Below are 19541 nucleotides of genomic sequence, written 5' to 3' on the forward strand. Positions count from 1 at the left end.
CGACCACCGAGTGAGACCGTCCCCGGCGCCACTGTTCCCTCCTCGCTCCAGTTATTACCCGCTCAGCGCTCGAAGGATAGGGCAACGACGCGCCCGTCACCGTACATGACGAGCAGTTCATCGCTGCCGTCCTCGTCGATATCGGCAATGGCAGGATACGTGTAGATCGGAACGTCGCGCTCGTACGTCGCGAGTTGCGTACCAGTGGCTGGGTCAAGAACGTATATGACGCCCTCCTGGGTCCCGATGACCAGTTCTGCCTGCCCGTTCCCGTCGAGATCGCCCATCGAGGCTGGGGGCATCAGTTGGTTCTCCCCCGGGAGTTGCGTCGACCACTCCTCGGTTCCGTCTGTCCCGTCGAGGGCACGAACTGCTCCACCGCTGACAGTGAGATACAGCTCCTGAGTTCCGTCACCGTCCCCATCGTCGACCGGGTGAACGTCGGCGTTGCTGATCTCCTTCGACCAGATGAGCTCGCCGTCGCCCCCGTCGATCGCGCCTACCATTGTTCGTCCCCCGATAAACAACTCCGGCTGGGGGTCCTCGTCGGCTTGCCCCGTGCTCAGCTCCGTTATCGTGGCGTTCCGCCGCCAAGCGAGCTCACCGTCTGCCTCGTAGACGGATAGCGATCGAGCGGTTCCAATCGCGATTTCCTCACGACTGTCGCCATCGAAATCCCCTACCTGTGGGTTCGCCCACGTCGACATCGAGTGATTCCGTCTCCATGCCGTCGACCCGTTTGCGTAGACCACCGACACGTTCCCTCGCATATCTGCGACCACGATCTCTTTCCCGGGTGCCGGAAACAGCTCCGCGACCGCCGGCTCGCTGTACCCCAACGCTGTTGTCGGGTGACGCCATTCGAGGCCACCCGTCGCAGCATCATACACGTTCAGTGTCTGATCGCTCGTGGCGACAATGACCTCAGCGCCGCCGTCCTCGTCGATATCGGCGATCGTCGGACCGGTTATTGCGTGATTGTTACAGCGCTCATCTGGCAGGCTCGCCCGCCACTCTGTGCCCCCTGACGACGAATTTAGCCGGACAAGTGAACAGGAACTCTCCGTGAGTCCCTGCGCTGCGTTCAACTCGTTAATTGGTGCGACGAGTATCGTCCCGTTCTCGGTTTCCGCCGTCGCGACCGGGTGGTGATTCGACTGCATCTCTCTGGCGGTGTCAGATATCCACTGTTCCGTGAGTGTCCCACTGTCCATGAGGACTGTTCCACCGTAGACCCCAGCAGTAGTTACCGACCCGAGAAGAATCACGACGAGTATCCCAGTCGCGATTCGCATTGACGATGATTTTGGCTGCGCGGATAAAAACGCGTCTACACCCCGCTCTCATCTGAAACCATGGAGGCTAAGAGGACGACTCCGAAGTAGGGAGTAATGGGCGCTTTTCACCGTATCGGTGTCGCCTTGGTCGCTGTTGGCACTGTTCCGCGTGCCGTGAGCGCCCACCAGCTCGGCAGTCGGTTCGAGGCACCACTTCCGCTCTCCCTTCTGTTCGGGGGGGCAGGGGTAACGGTCGCTCTGACGGCGATTCTCCTGGCGTTCACCGTCGAACAACCGACAGGAGAGCGAGTCCCAAACGTACAGCTACCCGTCTCCCCAACGACGGCCGCCGGACTCCGGGCGACTGCGCGCACGGTATTTGCTCTTGCGTTCGTTCTCACGGTTGCGACTGGACTACTCGGACGACAGGTTCAGGCGGAGAACTTCGCCACAGTGTTCACCTGGGCAGTCTGGCTGAAAGGCGTTGCAGTCCTCGCAGCACTCATCGGCAGCCCCTGGCGCGTTCTCTCGCCCTGGCAGTCGCTCTATGACGGGCTGGTACGGGTAGAGGGAAGCCGGATCGCCCTGTTGGGCGACTATCCGTCTCGATTCGGCGTTTGGCCGGCGCTCGCTGCCTACGGTCTGTGGATCGGTATCGGCGAAAACCTCACCGCAATCCCGCGCTCGCCGACTGGCACTGCGTTGCTTCTGGTCAGCTATACGCTGGTGATGCTCGGTGGCGGGTTAGCGTTCGGTCCAGCCTGGTTCCGAAACGCCGACGCCCTCGCTGTTCTCTATCGGCTGTTTGGTCGTGTTGGGCCGGTCGCAGTGACACGGACAGAGGAAGGTGGCTACCGAGTCGGCCTTCGTCCGCCGTGGCAGCGGTGTACACAGGCTGTCGAAGGGCTTGCAGTTACTGCGTTCGTCGTCGCGACGGTCTACACGGTGAGTTTCGATGGCTTCACCAGCACGCCCGAATACCAGACCGTTCGGTTCGCTGTCCAGGACGTGGTTGGGACTGCCTCGAGTACCGGTGTGCTCCTGTATCTCACAGGGTTTGTCGGATTCGTCGCGGTGTTTTTGCTGACGGCCGCGCTAACAGACCGGGTCGGCCGAGGATCGCTTTCGGGGGGCCAGCGGGTGGCAGTTCAGTTTGTCCCGACGATTCTCCCGATCGCGGTTGCCTACGAAATCGCCCATAACTACCCGTTCATCCTCGGAAACGTGGGACAATCAGCTGGAGCCCTCAGGGCGTTCTTCGGACTGGGCCGCGGGCCGGCCATCGAGTTACTCGGCTGGGTCTCAGTAGGCACGTTCTGGTGGTCCCAGGTCGTTCTCATCGTCGCCGGCCATCTCGTCGCGGTAATCGCCGCCCATTATGTGGCCCTCGAGCGGTACGAGAGTCCGCGACAGGCACGCAGAGCCCATATCCCGTTCGTGGCGCTCATGATTGGATACACGGTGCTTTCGCTGTGGATTATCTCCCGGCCGATCGTGACCTGAGCCGCTGGGAACTGCGACGGTGCAGTCCGTCTTCGGCCCGTTTCCCGAACTGCCCTCACTGGCCGAACTACCCGACCGATTCCCCGAGTCCCAGCCGACCAACAGGCAGCGTCGACTGCTCGGTCACGGCCCGTTGGGAACCGGTGAACTGCGGGCTGCATCGGCGTGCACTCATAGTGATTACTGCGAATCGGTGCATCGACGGTGTCGAACGCCGCCGGTTCAGGGGCTCCCATCACCGACACGGATGGTCACGGCGGGACAGACTCGCAGTAATCACTATCAGCAGGACGGTCTCCGACACCGCACCGGCCCCGGACGCCGGTGCGGTGGTGGCCGCCTAACCCACCCGTAGCGGAACCGGGCTCCAGTAGGCTGCCACCGGTTTTTCGAGTCGATATCCGCTGGTTCGTCACGACCGACTACTCAGTCTACCCCCGCGAAACGCGCAGCGACGGGACTGACACGGCCAGTGCCGGTGGGACCGTCACCCGAAACCGACTAACCCGCGACGGGTTTTCACCAGGCGCCGAACGCTGGCGATGCCGACCCGTCATCGCTGCAGCCACACTATCGGAAACTTCCGTTCTGTGTTGTAGCCTGGATCGACGAACGCCGCTGGCTGACGAACTGAGTTGGGGCCTCACTGCGTTTTTGTTCCGTGCCGCTCTGGGTCCCACCACGATTCACACCGGTATCCGCTGGGCTCGTCACTGTCGGAAGGCTGAACTGGGACGTTCATCGCTCAACTCGCTGCGCTCGGGGATTCGGAAGTTTCGGTCAATCGGTGCTCGTCCTTGTTGAGTGCGAGCCGTGGCGGCCCGCTGTTACCGTGTCCGCACCCGAGCCCTGCGGCGCTGTGCGCGAGTTCACAACTCCGTTCCAGTGAGAGCAGCGTCTCGGCCGGCTCCATCCCCACGTTCGGGTGTTCCGGAATCCGACCGTCGACGGAGCGACTCGTACAACTCCTCGGCGACCTGTTCGCGGAGCTGCTCGGTCGTTTCTCTGGCGATGTCCGCCGCCCTCGCGTCCGTGCCGATGAGGCTGCGCGCCCCTGCGGTATCGATCGTCACCGTACCGAGGTGCCGACGGCGCTGGAAGATGGTTTCGGAACTCAGCACCGTCTGCACCCGGTAGTAGGGGACGACCTTCAGCTGTCGCACCCAGAAGCCGTTTCGTGTCACGATGTGGTTCTCGCCGGCGAAGTAGCCACGGTGTTTCCATTTCAGATGGGCGGCGAGTGGAACAACTACGAGCAGTCCAAGCGGCGCCCACCAGTAGAGCGGGCGTCCGAACACACCCTGGACGAGATAAAGCAGTCCGGTGACAGCTCCGACGACGGCTGCGTAGCGCACCGCGTAGCGCTGGCGCGCCCGTTTCGGGGGGCGTTCGAAGCGCATATCCCCGACAGCCTCAATCGAGTTAGTGAGTTCGAACACGCGATGTCGCTCCGCGAGCGGGATCGCCGATTGCGTTGTTCCCTGGTCCCGCTCACCACCACCCTGCCCGGCCGTCTCGATTTCCAGCGAGGCGTAACCCAGCGCCCGCTCGAGCACGTTCTCCCTGATCGTGAGCGACTGGATCTTCGACAGCGGGATCGTCCCGCTGTACTTCTGCAGGAGGCCGCGCTCGTAGCGCAGCTCCTCGGGGGCCCGGTCGAGCGTGAATCCGTAGTACATCGCGGCGTTGATCACGCCGTAGGCGAGACCGATGGCGATCAGACCGCCGAGCGTCACGAGTGGTCCGAACATCCCGCTGAGTGCCTCGGTGCCGAAGAAGACCCACTCGCTGCCGGAGAGGGATCCTACTGCTGGAACGAACACGGAGGCGGCGAGAAACAGAATCGGCATGAGCTGGGCGTCGGCCGATACCAAGGCGAGGAGCCCCAACTCGCGTTCGGTTATCTGGAAGACGGTCTCGAACTGTTCCTCCCCAGCACGTTGGTCGTCCGCCGAGCGGCGCAACCGGCTGATCTCCCGCTGGAGCTGGCTCGCTCGGTCCCCACCGACGTACTTGAGTTGGGCCTCGGCGCCGCTCGCACCGGCGGTTTCGAGTCGAACCTCGGCGAGGCCGAGCGCGCGCTGGATGACGTTCCGGCTGATGTCGACGTTCTGTATCCGGTGGAGCGGAATCTCCCGGTCGCGCCTGGCAAAGACGCCGGACCGGATATCGAACGTGTCGGGCGTGAGTTCGTACTCGAAGCGGCGGTAGTAGGCGATGCCGTAGCCGACGATTGCCACCACTACTGCGAGTCCGAGCGCGATGGCGAGCGGGATGCCGAGAACGCTCGCGACAGCACCGAAGACGGGCCCACTGAGAAACAGTAGGAGGAAGACGATCCCCAGCCCCTGCTTGATCACGCGATACGGTACCGACAGGGGGTGGAGGTGGAACGCCTGCTCCGTGAGCGAGTCGGTGGTCATGGCCGGCCCCCCGGGCATGGCTGGCTCCCCGGTCGTGGTCGGCTCCAGCTATCGGTCATACGGCATCGGCCTCCTCGGATTCGATGGCGAGGCGCTCGAGGCGTTGCTGCAGCGTCGACGCACCCCCGGGCGTCAGCCCCGGAATACGCACGTCGGCACCGCGCGACCCCGCAGTGTAGACGACGAGTGTCGAGAGTCCGAGCAGTCGCTCCAGTGGACTCCGCCTCGTATCGACGTGCTGGACGCGGACGTACGGAACGACCGTCCGCACGCGGGTGAACACGCCACGACTCAGGTACAGCGAGTCGGGACGGACGACGTACGTCCACGAGCGATACAACAGCACGGCTCGAACGATGCCCAGGAGGACAACCAGCCCGAACACCGCCCCCCCGACCGTCGCGGGAGTCCGTATCCCTCCGGAGAGCATCGTCGTTACGGCGCCGATGACGGAGGTGATACCGGCAGCGATAGCGCCGATGAACCCGGCCCCGACAACAGACCGGACGATCCACTGCAGGCGGACGGTCGATGCCAGATCCCGCGGCACATCGAGAACGTCGTCGTCGATCCCCGCGGTTGCCGCGACGGCTTTCGGCGTCTCGCCACTCGTGGCAGTATCGGTGTCAGGTTCACCGGTGGATGGCGCCGACGTCTCCGCAGTGGCTGACGAAGTGTCGTCCGCCGCGATGTCGTCGGGGGGATCGCTCATAACAGAATAATAGACCAACTGCGGCTTAATCGTACTGCCAGCGGAGGCCCTCGGCGACCGAATAGCCTCTCCTGTCGACAATGCATATTCTTCTCCGTGTGGCTGTTCCAGAGACCCTGAGTTTCAGGAGGGCTCCCTGCGTGGGAGAGTGATTGCCCGCAATCCGACTCACCGCCCCACCTCGAGCAGCTGGAGACCCTGATACTGGAACAGAAATAGCTACCCCTGTCCCAGTTCACCCACCGGCAAGCAGTGATCAAATACGTCGAAATCGGGACTTCGACCCGTTCTGGACGGGAGCCGGCGACAACGCTATCAGACGAGTACACTAATACAACGATTCATGGAGCTTACCCGATGGACGCCGCTTACATATATCGCGCCCGAGCAGTACGTGGACTCGGCGGATTTCTGGGCCGATTTCGATCTGGAGCAGTGGTCACAGATGAACTACGAATGGACGGAAGACCCATGGAACGGCTTCGGTGATTTCGCACGCCGACCACAAGACACCGTCACGACAGGGACTGGCGACTGTGAAGATTACGCCCTGGTCGCGGTCTCCTGGGCGATCGCTCAGGGGCGAGAGGGAGTCGGACTCGCGTTCTGTTGGGAATCACCGTACCCCTGGCCGAGACACGCCATCGCCTTCGACGAAGAGCGGGTCTACTCGTCCGGGACGATTTGGGACAAGAGCGTCGACGAGTGGGTCGAGGACTCCAAATACGTGTTCCACGTCAGTCGACAGATCAGGTGAGTCCGACGCTCCGAGACAGGCGGAGACGGTCACTTACGCGGTTCTTCGAGTCGGTCCAGGTAGCGATGACCGCTCCAGGCACCGCGACGGGAGTCCGCACACCGACACTCCCGGTTGCCTGCTCCGTCGTCCGGAGCCAATCGCTCTCACCGGCACTCAGCCGACACTCGGCCACGGCGAAGCGGGAGATACTGTTCTGGAGGCCTGATAGTGATTACTGCGAATAGTGTCATCGACGGTGTCGAAAGCCGCCGGTTCAGGGGCTCCCATCACCGACGCGGATGGTCACGGCGGGACAGACTCGCAGTAATCACTATGAGAGACGATTCGGAACACGAAAGCTATGACAGCGAACGCCGAAGGGCTCCAGGACGTGCCCGGCGAGGCCAATCTCGGAAACCGATATCGCCGAAGACCGACACACCCAGGACCACGACAAGAAGCGGGCAGAACTGACAGAACGCCCGACCTGTGAGGACGTCGAACTCGTCGAGGAGCCTGTGCCGACGGGGCCGAACGTCGTCGGGTAGAAGAGATGGCGTGCACGTTCGGCCACCAGGCGATAGCCTCCGTAGAGAACAGGTACGCAAGCGAGGAACAGTTCGAACCGTCGATAGCCACGATGCGTCGCCCGACGGTGTTGTAGACGAGGATACGTTCCTTGGCTGGCGACCCGTGGACTACGTGTCTTTAGGCTCGTGAAAAATCCGGAGATGGGTTCGAACCGATCACTCAGTCTGCGGGCATCTCGGCCGCGGACGGCTCCGCTTCGCCCATCGGCGTCAGAGTGTAGCGGTAGAGTCCCCACAGCAGCAGCACCATCAGTCCGAGGATGACGAGTCCCGTCCGGAGCGCTGGGTCGATCAGCGGCGTCGCGACCACTTCTCCCGCGTCGTTTACCATCGGCGCCGCACCGTACGGCTTACCGGCGAGCGTTTCTACCAGGCCGAGGACAACGATACCGAGCAGTATCAGCCCGCCGCTGACTAGCATCGCCGCCTTGTCGATCGTGTTGATGTTGGATTGCATAGTAGTAACCTCCTTAGCCGAGCAGGTATCGTAGTCGTGGGCGTTGCTTCACGAACTCCGTCTGTTCGAGGTAGCCGTCAAGGCCGTAGTACCGTCCCGCACCGACGACGATCACGGTCGCGAACAGCATCAGTCCCATCAGGTCCCCGTTGACCAGGCCGTGCCCGAAGCCCGCGTTGCCGATCCAGAACAGGGTCATGAAGAAGATCCCGCCCACGGAGGCGAGTCTCGTCAGGACCCCGAAGATGAGGGCCAGCCCGATCAGCGTCTCGAACAGCGGAACTCCCGGCTCGATGAGCCAGGCCAGGTTGTTGCCCATCCACACCGGGATCGGCCCCAGCACGGTGCCGGTCATCCCCTTGAGATACATCGGCCCGTAGCTGTACGCCAGGCCGTCCTCCAAGAGTTTCGTGAATCCGGCGTGGAAGAACCACCAGCCGGTGACGACCCGTAGGATCGCCAGCCAGTACGCCGTCAGTGGCCTATCGAGGCTGAGCTCGAAGTCGGCCGCAAGTGGGTTGGCTGTGTTAGTGGACATCGTCTTAGCCTCAACTGGGACTCCGGCTGGCACCCACGTATAACCAGAACCCGATTCCTAAATGTTGAAAAACACAGAGAAGATCCCGATCTATGCGCCTGGAGTACAGGATGGGTCATCGGCCCGGTAGATCCAAATTGACAACCCACACACCTATCCGGTCTCAGCCAGGGCCCGCGCCCGAACTGAGAACATCTTCACCTCACCCGGCGGCTGGGACCCCGCGTAATCCCAGCCATTCTGAACCGCCCCCGTGAAACCGTTTTAGCGGACGACGGTAACAGGCACGGTCGACCGTTCAACGAGCTTCTTCGCGACGCTCCCAAGGAAGCGTTCCACCTTCTCCGACCGTCCGCGATGGCCGGCGAAGATGGCGTCGAACCCGTCCGACTCGGCGAAGTCGGCGATGGTCTCTGCCGGCGGCCCGTACAACAGCGTCTGCTCCACCTCGAAGCCCAGCACTCGGGCATGCTCGGCCGCATCGTCGAGGATATCCATCCCCCGCTGCTCAGCGTCTTCGACACCCTCCAGGATCAGCCGTTCGTCGGCGTCCGTAAGCGAGGAGATGGCCTTGTTCCCGCTCACCTGACCGACCGTGGGATCGACAGCGTTGACGACCGTAATGCTGCCGCTCATCCCTTCGGCGATCTCGATCGCGTGGGCAAGCGCGTTCTCGGACGTTTTCGACCCGTCAACCGCGACAAGGATGTTCATATCCTCAACTCCGTTCGCCGAGTATTTGAACAGTTACGTGGATTCCCGACTCGTTGGAACCACCCACTGGGCTGAATGACGGCCGGAGGGCGACCCTCGACAGGCACGAGTATCGCCCACGAACGGCGCGACGGGTGGCTACGGATGAGTGGTGCAATGCGTCCAGCGAAGAATCGTCAGTTGTTGAGAATTGCCTTATTACTTTTGCCCGGCCCGCGCCCGATAGTTATCTATACTCATGACACAACAAGCTGAGACGATGCTTTCGGACATCGAAATCGCTCGGAACGTAGATCGGAGAGCTATCGAGTCAGTCGCCACAGACATGGGACTGGCCGCCGCCGACCTCGAACACCATGGTGACGAGGTCGCGAAACTGAAATGGGACGCGATCGATCGAGAGTTGGAGCAGCCAACTGAGGGGAACCTGGTTCTCGTGACCGCGATGACGCCGACCAGGCGCGGCGCGGGCAAGACCGTCACGACGGTCGGTCTCGGATAGGCGTTCGGCCAACTCGGTGAGAGCAGCGTCGTCGCCGTCCGCGAGCCCTCTCTCGGCCCGGTCTTCGGTATCAAGGGCGGGGCCGCGGGCGGCGGGTACAGTCAGGTCCTGCCCATGGAGGCGATCAACCTCCACTTTACGGGCGACATCCACGCCGTGACGTCGGCGCACAATCTCATCTCGGCGATGCTCGACGCCCACCGACACCACGGCGACGAACTCGAGATCGATCCCGACCTGGTCGTCTGGCCGCGCGTGCTGGACATGAACGACCGTGCGCTCCGGGAGAACGTCGTCGGTCTCGGCGGGCCAGTCAGCGGCCCACCAAGAGAGGAACGGTTCTCCATCACCGCCGCCTCCGAGCTGATGGCGGTGCTCTGCCTGGCGACCGACGTGAGCGACCTTCGCGAGCGGGTGAGTCGCTGCATCGTCGCCTACGACACCGATGGTGACCCCGTGACCGTTGCCGATCTCGACGCCGCCGGCTCCGTCACGGCCCTGCTGAAAGACGCCCTGCGACCGAATCTCGTCCAGACCATCGAGGGGACGCCCGCGTTCGTCCACGGCGGTCCCTTCGCCAACATCGCCACGGGGACGAACTCCGTGCTTGCTGACCACCTCGGACTCCGTCTCGCGGACTACACCGTCACCGAAGCCGGGTTCGGCGCCGACCTCGGCGCCGAGAAGTTCGTCGACATCGTCTCCAGAGAGGGCGTCGAACCTGACGCGACAGTCATCGTGGCGACCGTCGACGCCCTGAAGAAACACGGTGGGTACGTTGAGGGTGAGACGGATTCGATAGCTGCGATCCGTGCAGGCTTCGCGAACCTCGACCACCACGTCGACGTCCTCCGCTCGATGGGGCTGCCGGTTGTCGTCGCCGTCAACCGCTTCCCGGACCACACGGACGCGGAGATTCAGGAGATCCTGGACCACTGCGAGCAACGGGACGTTCCCGCCGCCGTCTCGACACTCCACGCCGAGGGGGGCGAGGGTGGCGTCGACATCGCTCGCCATGTCCAAGAGCAGATCGAGGCGGACGGAACGGAGCTCCAGCGGGTGTACGATCTCGACTCGTCACTCCGCGAGAAGATTCGCGCCGTCGCCACGCAGGTCTACGGCGCGGCTGACGTCGAGTACACGTCCCAGGCCAGTGACGACATCGAGCGCATCGAGTCACTGGGGATGGACGACATGCCCGTCTGTATCTCCAAGACACCCAGTTCACTGTCTGATGACCCCGGGAAGGTGGGCGTTCCCGAGGACTGGACGCTGACCGTCACCGAACTCTCCCCGTCAGCCGGCGCGGGCTTCGTGGTAGCACTGACCGGCGACGTGTTGACGATGCCGGGGCTGCCGTCGGACCCCTCGGCCGCCCACATCGACGTCGACGAGGACGGGAACGTCCACGGACTGTTCTAATAGTGATTACTGCGAGTCTGTCCCGCCGTGACCATCCGCGTCGGTGATGGGAGCCCCTGAACCGGCGGCGTTCGACACCGTCGATGACCCTATTCGCAGTAATCACTATCAGGTTCCTCGTCTCTGTCACGGACGACGGAGTCATTTTTTTTTTGATAATATCACGGCGCTGTCGACGCGCCGCTCGTCCCGAACTCCGCGGCGGGACCCTCCAATACTGCAGCGTGCTTCCCAACAGCTGAAAACGTGATGGCGCTTGACCTGCTGCCGGTCTCGCCAAGTGTGTATCACATCGTTCTCACGAAACTGGAATCGGCAGGGTGGACTTTGTGACCGCTTCACCTAGGTTCCCAGTGGAGGTTCCCATGTATCACCATATTCTGGTCCCCTGCGACGGGAGCAGTGAATCGAAGGCCGCCGGTCGCCACGCCCTCGACCTGGCACAGCGGGGTGAGGCGGCCGTCCAGTTGCTCTACGTCACCGGGGTCGGGTCGGGCACGACGACTGCTGGCGAGCCGACCGGCGAGTATCCGGAGCAGGTCGCACCGGCGTTCGAGTATCTCGAGCAACGCGCGGGGGAGCGGGGCGTCAGCGTGGAGACGGACGTTCGAGGTGGACAACCTGCCGCCACCATCGTCGAAACCGCCGCAGAGGAAGCCGTCGACCTGGTTGTCATGGGCACCCGGGGACGGACTGGCCTCCCTCGCGTCGTGTTCGGGAGCGTCGCCGAGGAGGTGGTCCGGAGCGCCAGCGTCCCCGTGATGACCGTCAGCCAACCGACGGAGAAGGACTGGGTGACGTCGCCGCAACAGGCGCAGGTGCACGCTGAGCACGCTCTGGAAAGCGCTGGTCACGAAAGCGCCGACGTGGGCTCCCCGTCCCGACAGCGAACGACGTGGGTCGTCGCCGCGGAGGACGACCAGGGGGAGTACAACGTCCACATCAACAGCGCGTCGGGCGAAGCGCGAATCGTCAAGATCCGATGACCGGCTCTGAACAGGAAATGGACACTGGCCGCCGCCGGAGGTGTTGACCGTGTCCACTCACCCAAGAACCTTCGAGTTCCGCCCGATCGGTGTGGTCCACACGCCGTTCGACGACAGCGACGAAGCGCCGCGGCAGGGAGGGAGCGAGGCGGACCGCGGAACAGTCGTGCTCGCCGAGGAGTACACTGCCGGCATCGTCGGACTCGAACCAGGTACCGAACTCGACGTCATCTGGGTCGCAGACCGAGCCGACAGGGACGTACTCGAGGCCCGCGGCCGGGGCGTGTTCACGACGCGGTCGCCTGCGCGACCGAATCCAATCTGCGTCACCCGCTGTACGGTCCGTGCGATCAGCGACGACCGTCGACGCATCGACCTCGTCGGCGTCGACATGCTCGACGAGTCACCGGTCCTCGATCTGAAGGCCCCGATACACTGAGGCGGTCGCTGCATCGCGTAGGGGCCGTGGCAGGGCCATGGACAGTTCGTCGGGGCTGCTGTCGCCGTCACGCAACGAGTTCAGGAAGGAATCAAGTTCCTCGTCGATCTCGCGGAGCCGTTCGCGTTTGCGCCTGACCAGCGCCGAGTGGATCGCGACCTGCGGGACGAGGAAGATGGCGAGACCGACCAGCAGGACCATCGCGACCGCCCCGATAATCCAGAAGCCCACTCCGAACGCCTCGCCGATTTCGAACAGATACTCGAAGACGGACTGGTAGACGACCACGATCAACACGACGATCAGGAACCACAACGAGGCGGCCATGGCACTGAAGTCCGCGAACGCCTCGAGTTCGCTGGCCGCCGTTCGAGGCGGCTCCAGCGGCAACAGCGTGACCCGATAGAGCAGGTGGAGCGTCGTCACTGCCATGTGAACCCCCGTGACGGCGTACAGCAGGGCGACGATGCCGAAGAGGTGATTGATTACGTCGCCGTATCGCACTGTCGTGCCCATGACCTCGGCGACCGGGGCAAACCCGACCTGGACGGCGGCGGGTATCGGGACGACGAACTGGAGTGAGAGGATGACGACGGCGAGCAGGCCGAACTCGGTGAGTATCGCGCGGTCGTTGTACACTCTCTCGAGTCCGTTCCGAACGAGGGCATCGTAGGCCTCGTCGCTCGTCGCGAACGCATCCCTGACTCGCGGCCACAGCGAGAGCAGCTTCCGCGAGCCCCACGCGTAACTGAGCGTCGTGAGCAGAATGCCGATTCCGATGAGATACGGCGACGCCGACTGGAGATACGCGGAGCCGGCGTCGCCAGCGAGGGCGATGAGGAATCCGAGGCCGAAGATACCGACACTGAACCCGAGGGCTCTGAGTCCCACCTCCTGCGCTGACGAGTCGCCGACGAGGTGGTCGATCCAGGTTCGGTACTCGTGAAAATCGGTCTCGTCGGCCAGCGGCGCCGAGCCCTCCTTCGACGCCGTCACTGAGTCGTCAGTCTCCGGTGTCGCGTCCTCGTCGTCAGTACGGGTCGCTGAATCGGCTAATCACCCAGATCTCGTCCACGTCGCGGGGTCGCCCGCAGGGATTCGTTGCTGGAACGCTGTCTGGAACTCCTCGAGCGAGGAGGTGGCAGCGTCACCGACCGGGACCTGCCGGGAGCGCGACCGGTCGAGCGTCGGGGCGAGGATGACGTTGGCGGCTCCCGTCGAGACGCTCCGGACGCGCCAGTCGACGTAGCGGGAGAGCAGTGGCCAGCCGTAGTCCGTCAAGAGCACGGCGTTCTGCCACGCGAATCGACGCCCCTCCTTCAGCCCGTAATACGCCAGCGACTCGTCGAACGAGCCGAACAGCGAATCCAGGTCGTCGACGGTGTCGGCCGAGTAGATCGAGACGAGAGCGTCCTGCACCGCGTCGACGAGCCGTTCGAGTATCTCGTTGATTCGATTGTGATCACGGAGTTTGCTCCGCCGGTTCCGGGTGATATCGATCTGTTCCAGCGTGTAGGTGAGGTCGTAGGTGATGTGGGCGTTCACGCCCAACAGCGCGTCCTGTAGCACGAGCGTCGACCCACCCAGGGACGAGTCGAACGCCAGCCGCCACGGTGCCGGGACCCGCTGTCGCTGCTCGCGTTCGTACCGGACCAGGGCCGTTCGATACTCGTTTGCGAATGCGACCAGATACCGTCTGACCCACGCCGGATCGTCGAAGAACCCGGATTCGACGCCGTCGCGGACCGCCGTCGTCATCTGCGTATAGACGGTGAGAAACACCGACCGGCGGTCGTCCGCGGTCCGAAAGACCCCTTCCACCTCGCGCAGGCGCTCGAGCGTCTCGTCGACGGACTCGAACGGAGCGTTGACCAGGTCGAGCCAGCCCTCGGCACGGTTTCGCTGTCGTCGACGACCATCTTCGCCGTCCACCGCCCCCGCGCTCCGATACCGATGCCCGATGGCCCGGAGCTCGGTCCCGTTCAGGAGGAGGGGGTGTCTGTGACTCATCTCGGTCTCAGGAATGGGGGGTGGCTGACCGCCGGCCGTGCTCCGCGTCTCCTACTCTGGGGCATGTTGAGGCCGTGGTTTCGGGGAATCGTACGATAGTACAGGAAAAGACAGCATAAAAATCATGAGGGTGATACGACCGGCTGCGCATGCTGCTGGGGCGTCTGACCTCTTCGCTCCTGAGACGTTCCCGGGTTGGTCGACCCGCAGTATCGACGTGATTCTCGGCCGTTTCGCTGAGACAGCGGACAAGATTCTTGGTGGATGTTACCAAACGTAGGTCATGCATCAACGAACCAGCCTCAGGACTGTCCCGCGTTCAAACCGCCAGCGAAGCGCCATCCGGACGCCCACGCAGCTTCCGGGGACCGGCGTATGAAGCTCCGAGTCGCCTGGACGCTCTGTCTCGCCGCGCTGCGGTCCGTCCAGCTCCTGCTCAACGGTGACGTAAGGGTTCCAGAGAACAGAGTGGGGCAGGCCCTCGAGACGGCTGATGGGACGACGTTCGTGGTCTATCGGGAGACGGTTCTGCAACCGGCCGTCGAGACAGCCAATGACGGGGTCGTCCTCCTCTTCAGGATGGAGGTGACCGACCCGGCGGCCCGGGGGCCGCTTCGGGACCTGCTGTTCGACCCGGTCGCGAACGTCGCGACGCCCTTCTTCGTCGGGCTGCCCGGGTTCCGTCGCAAGCTCTGGCTAGCGGGTGAACGCCCGGGTGAGTTCCTCGAACTGTACGAGTGGGAGTCGGCTGCGGCGGCGAACCGGTTCGTCGACCTCCTGCAGGCGCTGCTTGCCCCCGTCGACTATGCTGGGTCGGCCGCCTTCGAGGTGGTCGACCACGACAGCGTCGAAGCGTACGTCGACGCCAGCGATGCCACCTGGCGCGAGGAAGTCCCGAACAGATGGCGACCGCCCCGGCGGCCGTCGGTGCTGGTGCGTGCTATCGCCCTGGGGATGGCGGTTCTGGCAGTCTACGTGGTCTGGTCGTGGGTTCGGAAATCGGTCGCAGGGGTGGTGAGTCCAGTCGTTGAATGACCCCGGCTGGGTGAGGGTAGAATCGTGGGGGTCCGACAACAGCCGCCCGCCTAGTGGGAACTGCCGGTGTCGACCGTCGTCGTCTCGTACTCGACTCCAGCCTGTTTGAGATACGACTCCAGGTTTCGCATCCCTCGGTCGAAGTCGAAGCCGACGCCGTCGATGTGGGCGTTGCCGTTCTCGGTCGGTTCGAGCTCCCAGTGCGCGTGGAGTTCGAGCTGTCCCGCGTCGTTCTGCCACCCCCGGACGTGGGTCTGCCACCAGTGATGGGTCTCCTCCTCGACAGTGTGACGTTCGTGGACGACGCGGGCGAGGTTCAGCACCTCACCCCGTTCGTAGTACGAGAACTCCCAGTTCGGCGCGAAACTGTATCCGCCGAGGAGTTCCTCCATGCCTTCGACGGACTCGTCGACGACGTAGTACTCGCCCGATGGTCGAGAGGCGGTGAACAGCGCCTTGCGAAACTCGCGAAATCCGTTCCGGACGGAGTCGAAGGGGATGCGGACGACGTCCCAGAGACTCATCGAGTCCACCTCGACTTGGGAGCGCCTCTCTCGGTTCGTGCGCGACCGGTTCTTGCCGAGGAGGCAGGTTGCGCGCGGGACAACGGAGCTGGCATGTGCATAGGTACCATGAGGTTTCGAACTATTTAGCAGTACGTCGGACCGGCGACCGGTCTCGAGTAGTGATCAACGATATCCGACGGAACCAGTCAGGACCGTTCTCCCCGGCCGAGGAGACGGTCAGCGAGGTCCCCGAGGGACTTCATGGCGACGTTTACGTAGAGTCCCACGAGAAACGCGAAGCCAGCCGTGAACTGACTCGAGGTCGGGGCAGCGCTCCCCAGTAACGGGTTCGCGAGGAGATACGTGCCGGCGCCGAGCACCCAGGCGAGGGGGATGCGCATCCCCAGTTCGATGAGACGGCCGATCTCCGTCGTCTGATCGTACGACTCGACGTCGATCATCAGCTTCGTGAAGATGTATCCCAGCGCGCCCAACGAGGCGTAGAGATAGATGTAGAACGGGACCGCGACGCCGGAGGGCGCCGACGCCTCCACCAATCCGAGATTCAGGAGGCCCGTCGAGAGCACGACCCCGACGATGGTCAGGGCGCTGAACAGGACGACAAGCAACCAGTTCTTCCGTGCCAACGCTTCCTCGGTGGTTCCAGTTACCGTCGTATCCTCGTTTGTGGATTGGCTCATGAGTTGTCCCCTGGCCACCTGTACAGGTACACAGCCGAAGGGGTAATCGAAATAACGTGTAATCGCTCATAATCCTACTCACTTTCCCGAACTCTGTCACTTTCTCGTGAACGAGGCCGAACTGGTCGCCGTCACGTCGGTTCCCATGGGCTAAAACGCCGGTTCTGGGCGACCGTTCTCTGGGATATCTTTTTGTTCTCGTACGCCAATCCCGTTTCATGTTATCAAGAACCACGACAACGTGGCTCGGCTTCGCCCGGCGGCTGGTGACCTGGTTTGCGGGAGAACTCGTTGAACTGGCGGGGTTCGGGCCGGACGTCGAACCGCACACGCGAGTGACGTTCCGTGCTGTCGCAGATGCCGTCGTTCCGGAGACGCCGGTGCTCGCCGAGGAGCTCGGCCCCGAGCATGTCCCGGGCGGACTGGCGATAGGCCTCGACGAGTTCGCCATCACCTTCGTTGACGACGGCTTCCAGCTCGGGCTCCCACATCTCGGGCCGCAAGGGAACATTCCGCTGGCCGAGCCGATCGCACACGCGCTCGATCTGGCGGCGCTATCGTTGGTAGAGCAGGGGGATAACGAAGCCGAGCCCAGGACCGAGCGGGCGCTGTCACTGCTCGGCCCGGACGATCCGGCACCTGCAGAGGCCGAGGACGCCGTCGGACCGTTCGCGGAGCTATCGCGCCGTGACCGGTTGCGGGCGGTGGGCATCCTCGACGAGTTCGAACTCACGTTCTCGCCTACCGAGGCCGATCTCTTCGAACTCGACGCCGGCCTCGTCGGCCAGCTCGTGATCGGGTTCGTCGAGATGATCTACTACAGCGAGTGGCAGGGGTATGACGACTTCGTCGAGCCGCCGAGCCTGCGGCAGCATCCGAACGAGCCGGCTGCGGTCCAGAGCTGGCACCAGACCGGGTTCCCGGGGTTCGCCAACGGCTACGCCGCGCTACGGGGCTACCTTGGCTCCAACGAGGGGTCCCTGGGCGCTGGTGAAACGTGGACGACTATAGATGCGGAGGCCGACGTCCGAATCCGCCACGAGTCCGGCTCGTTTCGCGAGAACGAGTACGATACGAGCGATTACGAGGAGCTGTTCGCCGTGAATTCGGGGTGAGGAGAGATGGTTGCCAATAGCTACGACGCAGTCGTGGTCGGGGCTGGCGGAGACGGGCCCGTCACGGCGTGGAAACTCGCCGACGCGGGGCTGTCGGTGCTGGTCCTCGAGGCCGGGCCGTTCTACGGCAACGAGCAGTGGCCACAACCCCACGAGGACGCCGGTGGCGAGGCGTCCTCGAGCGTCGACGACCTGTGCGGGGAGCTGCTCGACGAGCAGTTCACGACCCGCGAACTGGAGATGGTCACCAACCTCGTCTTCGGGCCGGCCGACCACGAACGCGGGTTCTGGTTCCGGAAGTTTCCGGGTGACGGAGCGATTCTGCAGTGTGCAGGGGTCGGTGGCACGACGCTTCACTACACCGGCTGCCACCCGCGAGCCTATCCGGCAGCGATCGACGAGCAGGGCCACTGGCCGATCGAGTACGCCGACCTGATCCCCTACTACCAGGAGATCGAGGAGATGTGCGACGTCACGCCGGCGCCGGTGACTGCCAAGGAGGAACTGTTCTTCCGTGGCGCGTCCGAGGCGGGCTGGGAGCTGATCGAGGATCTGAACGTCGACGAGCCGGGATACCGGCCCCAGCCGAACGCCATCAGACAGCCGGACGAGGCACTCCACGTCGATGCGGAGTACGATGGCGACTTCACCTACCCCGAGGTGGAGGGCGACACCCTGGCGCTCGGTGACATCGCCGGCAACCCCCATCCGCGGGGCGCGCCGTACGAGGAGAAGGCAAAGCGGGCGAGCAACGTGAGCTTCGTGCCCGCCGCACTCCGGACCGAGTCGGTGACGATTCGGCCCAACGCGTTCGCCACGAAGATCCGAACCAGGAAATCTCTCGGCGACGAGCCTACCGCCACCGGCGTCACGTTCCGAGACACGTGGTCGGGCCGGACCGAGACGGTTTCGGCCGAGATCGTCGTCCTCGCCGCGGGGGCCATCGAGACGCCGCGACTCTGGCTGAATTCGAAGCTCCCGAACAACGGCTGGGTTGGCCGGGGGTTGACGATTCACTTCGGGGACAACGTGATGGGACTCTGGGACGCTGCCGAACTGGAAGAGCAGATCGGCAAGCCGACTGTCGATCAGCACCAGGGCCAGGACATCGCCGCGCGGCTAGATTACCCCGGCGTCGGCATGCTCCAGACGGTCGGCACCGCGCCGGGCATCGGTGCGATTCTGGGGTTCGGCGCCAGTGCGTCCGGCTTCGCCTTCCAGAACGACCCGGCCGACGCGCCGTGGGATACGGTGGGGCGACTGGCGGGGACGAAACTCAAGCAGCTGCTGTCGGACTACCGCCGGATGCTCCAGATTCTCGTCGTCAGCGACGACCGGCCCCACAAACGCAATGGCGTCACGGTCTCGCCGGCGGTCTCCGACGAACACGGGCCTATTCCCATTGTCAACTACGAGCCCAGCGAGGGCGACCGGGACCGCCGCGACGAACTCGCGCGCATCAGCGCGGAGATCCTCCGCGAGGCCGGCGCCGAACACGTCCACCGCTCCGACTCCCCGCCGACCGCTCTGCACGTCCACAGCACGATGCGGATGGGCAAGGTCGTCGACGAGGCCTGCGAGGCCTACGACGTCGACCGGCTGTTCGTCGCTGACCACTCCGCGCTTGCCAACGGCGTCGGCGGCGCGAACCCGACGAATACGGGGCAGGCGCTGGCCGCCCGGACGGGGGAGAAAATCGTCGAGCGGTACTTCTGAGGGGAGTAGCGAAGACGACCAGCTGCATCTGTCTCCGCCGGGAACGTCGCCGTTCCCTGATGGTCTCTCAGAACCCTGGGTTACCCGACGAAATCGTCGATTTCACGCGTGACCCGGTCCAACACCGCAGGAACCGCCCGAGCGAGATGTGTCGCA

At 63.8% G+C, this 19541-nt stretch carries 17 protein-coding genes and 1 pseudogene; 8 read left to right on the top strand and 10 right to left on the bottom strand.

Annotation, left to right across the window (positions count from 1 at the left end):
- Positions 1-62: 62 nt before the first annotated feature.
- Positions 63-1295, bottom strand: coding sequence for a PQQ-binding-like beta-propeller repeat protein (locus V5A38_RS09925; RefSeq protein ID WP_332325605.1), 1233 nt, complete (start codon positions 1293-1295; stop codon positions 63-65).
- Between the two features lie 96 nt (positions 1296-1391).
- Between V5A38_RS09925 and V5A38_RS09930 the strand changes: the two genes are divergently transcribed.
- Positions 1392-2780 carry a hypothetical protein gene (locus tag V5A38_RS09930; protein WP_332325606.1) on the top strand — a complete coding sequence of 463 codons (1389 nt, stop codon included), beginning with the start codon at positions 1392-1394 and terminating at the stop codon, positions 2778-2780.
- A gap of 869 nt (positions 2781-3649) precedes the next feature.
- On the opposite strand, the gene V5A38_RS09935 is transcribed toward V5A38_RS09930, so the two are convergent.
- The gene (locus V5A38_RS09935) at positions 3650-5221 is read right to left on the bottom strand and encodes a PH domain-containing protein (RefSeq protein ID WP_332325607.1); all 1572 of its coding nucleotides are present in this window, start codon (positions 5219-5221) and stop codon (positions 3650-3652) included.
- A 37-nt stretch (positions 5222-5258) separates the two neighbouring features.
- Positions 5259-5741 carry a PH domain-containing protein gene (locus V5A38_RS09940; protein ID WP_345786281.1) on the bottom strand — a complete coding sequence of 161 codons (483 nt, stop codon included), beginning with the start codon at positions 5739-5741 and terminating at the stop codon, positions 5259-5261.
- Between the two features lie 517 nt (positions 5742-6258).
- Here V5A38_RS09940 and V5A38_RS09945 point away from each other — a divergent pair.
- Entirely contained in the window at positions 6259-6672 is a 414-nt protein-coding gene (locus tag V5A38_RS09945; protein WP_332325608.1) for a hypothetical protein, read from the top strand.
- 732 nt (positions 6673-7404) lie between these two features.
- On the opposite strand, the gene V5A38_RS09950 is transcribed toward V5A38_RS09945, so the two are convergent.
- From V5A38_RS09950 to V5A38_RS09960, 3 genes are all read right to left on the bottom strand, one after another.
- A complete protein-coding gene (locus V5A38_RS09950) occupies positions 7405-7701 on the bottom strand; it encodes a hypothetical protein (RefSeq protein ID WP_332325609.1) in 297 nt (98 codons plus the stop codon).
- A 13-nt stretch (positions 7702-7714) separates the two neighbouring features.
- Positions 7715-8239, bottom strand: coding sequence for a DoxX family protein (locus tag V5A38_RS09955; RefSeq protein WP_332325610.1), 525 nt, complete (start codon positions 8237-8239; stop codon positions 7715-7717).
- Positions 8240-8503: 264 nt separating this feature from the next.
- Positions 8504-8953 carry a universal stress protein gene (locus V5A38_RS09960; protein ID WP_332325611.1) on the bottom strand — a complete coding sequence of 150 codons (450 nt, stop codon included), beginning with the start codon at positions 8951-8953 and terminating at the stop codon, positions 8504-8506.
- 238 nt (positions 8954-9191) lie between these two features.
- Here V5A38_RS09960 and V5A38_RS09965 point away from each other — a divergent pair.
- From V5A38_RS09965 to V5A38_RS09975, 3 genes and pseudogenes are all read left to right on the top strand, one after another.
- Positions 9192-10877, top strand: a pseudogene (locus V5A38_RS09965) (formate--tetrahydrofolate ligase).
- Positions 10878-11242: 365 nt separating this feature from the next.
- On the top strand, positions 11243-11863 hold the full coding sequence (locus tag V5A38_RS09970) for a universal stress protein (protein WP_332325612.1): 621 nt from the start codon (positions 11243-11245) through the stop codon (positions 11861-11863).
- A gap of 49 nt (positions 11864-11912) precedes the next feature.
- Entirely contained in the window at positions 11913-12302 is a 390-nt protein-coding gene (locus V5A38_RS09975; protein ID WP_332325613.1) for a TrmO family methyltransferase, read from the top strand.
- Here the strand turns inward: V5A38_RS09975 and V5A38_RS09980 are convergent.
- Positions 12267-13298, bottom strand: coding sequence for a hypothetical protein (locus V5A38_RS09980; RefSeq protein WP_332325614.1), 1032 nt, complete (start codon positions 13296-13298; stop codon positions 12267-12269). The genes V5A38_RS09975 and V5A38_RS09980 overlap by 36 nt on opposite strands.
- 60 nt (positions 13299-13358) lie before the next feature.
- Positions 13359-14312 carry a DUF5995 family protein gene (locus tag V5A38_RS09985; protein ID WP_332325615.1) on the bottom strand — a complete coding sequence of 318 codons (954 nt, stop codon included), beginning with the start codon at positions 14310-14312 and terminating at the stop codon, positions 13359-13361.
- A 375-nt stretch (positions 14313-14687) separates the two neighbouring features.
- Between V5A38_RS09985 and V5A38_RS09990 the strand changes: the two genes are divergently transcribed.
- Entirely contained in the window at positions 14688-15347 is a 660-nt protein-coding gene (locus V5A38_RS09990) for a hypothetical protein (protein ID WP_332325616.1), read from the top strand.
- Between the two features lie 50 nt (positions 15348-15397).
- Here V5A38_RS09990 and V5A38_RS09995 read toward each other — a convergent pair whose 3' ends face one another.
- The gene (locus V5A38_RS09995; protein ID WP_332325617.1) at positions 15398-15871 is read right to left on the bottom strand and encodes a hypothetical protein; all 474 of its coding nucleotides are present in this window, start codon (positions 15869-15871) and stop codon (positions 15398-15400) included.
- Positions 15872-16059: 188 nt separating this feature from the next.
- Positions 16060-16554, bottom strand: coding sequence for a hypothetical protein (locus tag V5A38_RS10000; protein ID WP_332325618.1), 495 nt, complete (start codon positions 16552-16554; stop codon positions 16060-16062).
- A 218-nt stretch (positions 16555-16772) separates the two neighbouring features.
- Here V5A38_RS10000 and V5A38_RS10005 point away from each other — a divergent pair, with 218 nt between their 5' ends.
- Both V5A38_RS10005 and V5A38_RS10010 read left to right on the top strand, forming a co-directional pair.
- Positions 16773-17669, top strand: coding sequence for a hypothetical protein (locus V5A38_RS10005; protein ID WP_332325619.1), 897 nt, complete (start codon positions 16773-16775; stop codon positions 17667-17669).
- Between the two features lie 6 nt (positions 17670-17675).
- A complete protein-coding gene (locus tag V5A38_RS10010; protein ID WP_332325620.1) occupies positions 17676-19385 on the top strand; it encodes a GMC family oxidoreductase in 1710 nt (569 codons plus the stop codon).
- Positions 19386-19541: the final 156 nt, after the last annotated feature.

Origin of the sequence: Halolamina sp. (genome assembly GCF_036626355.1) — an archaeon.
Taxonomy (GTDB): domain Archaea; phylum Halobacteriota; class Halobacteria; order Halobacteriales; family Haloferacaceae; genus Halolamina.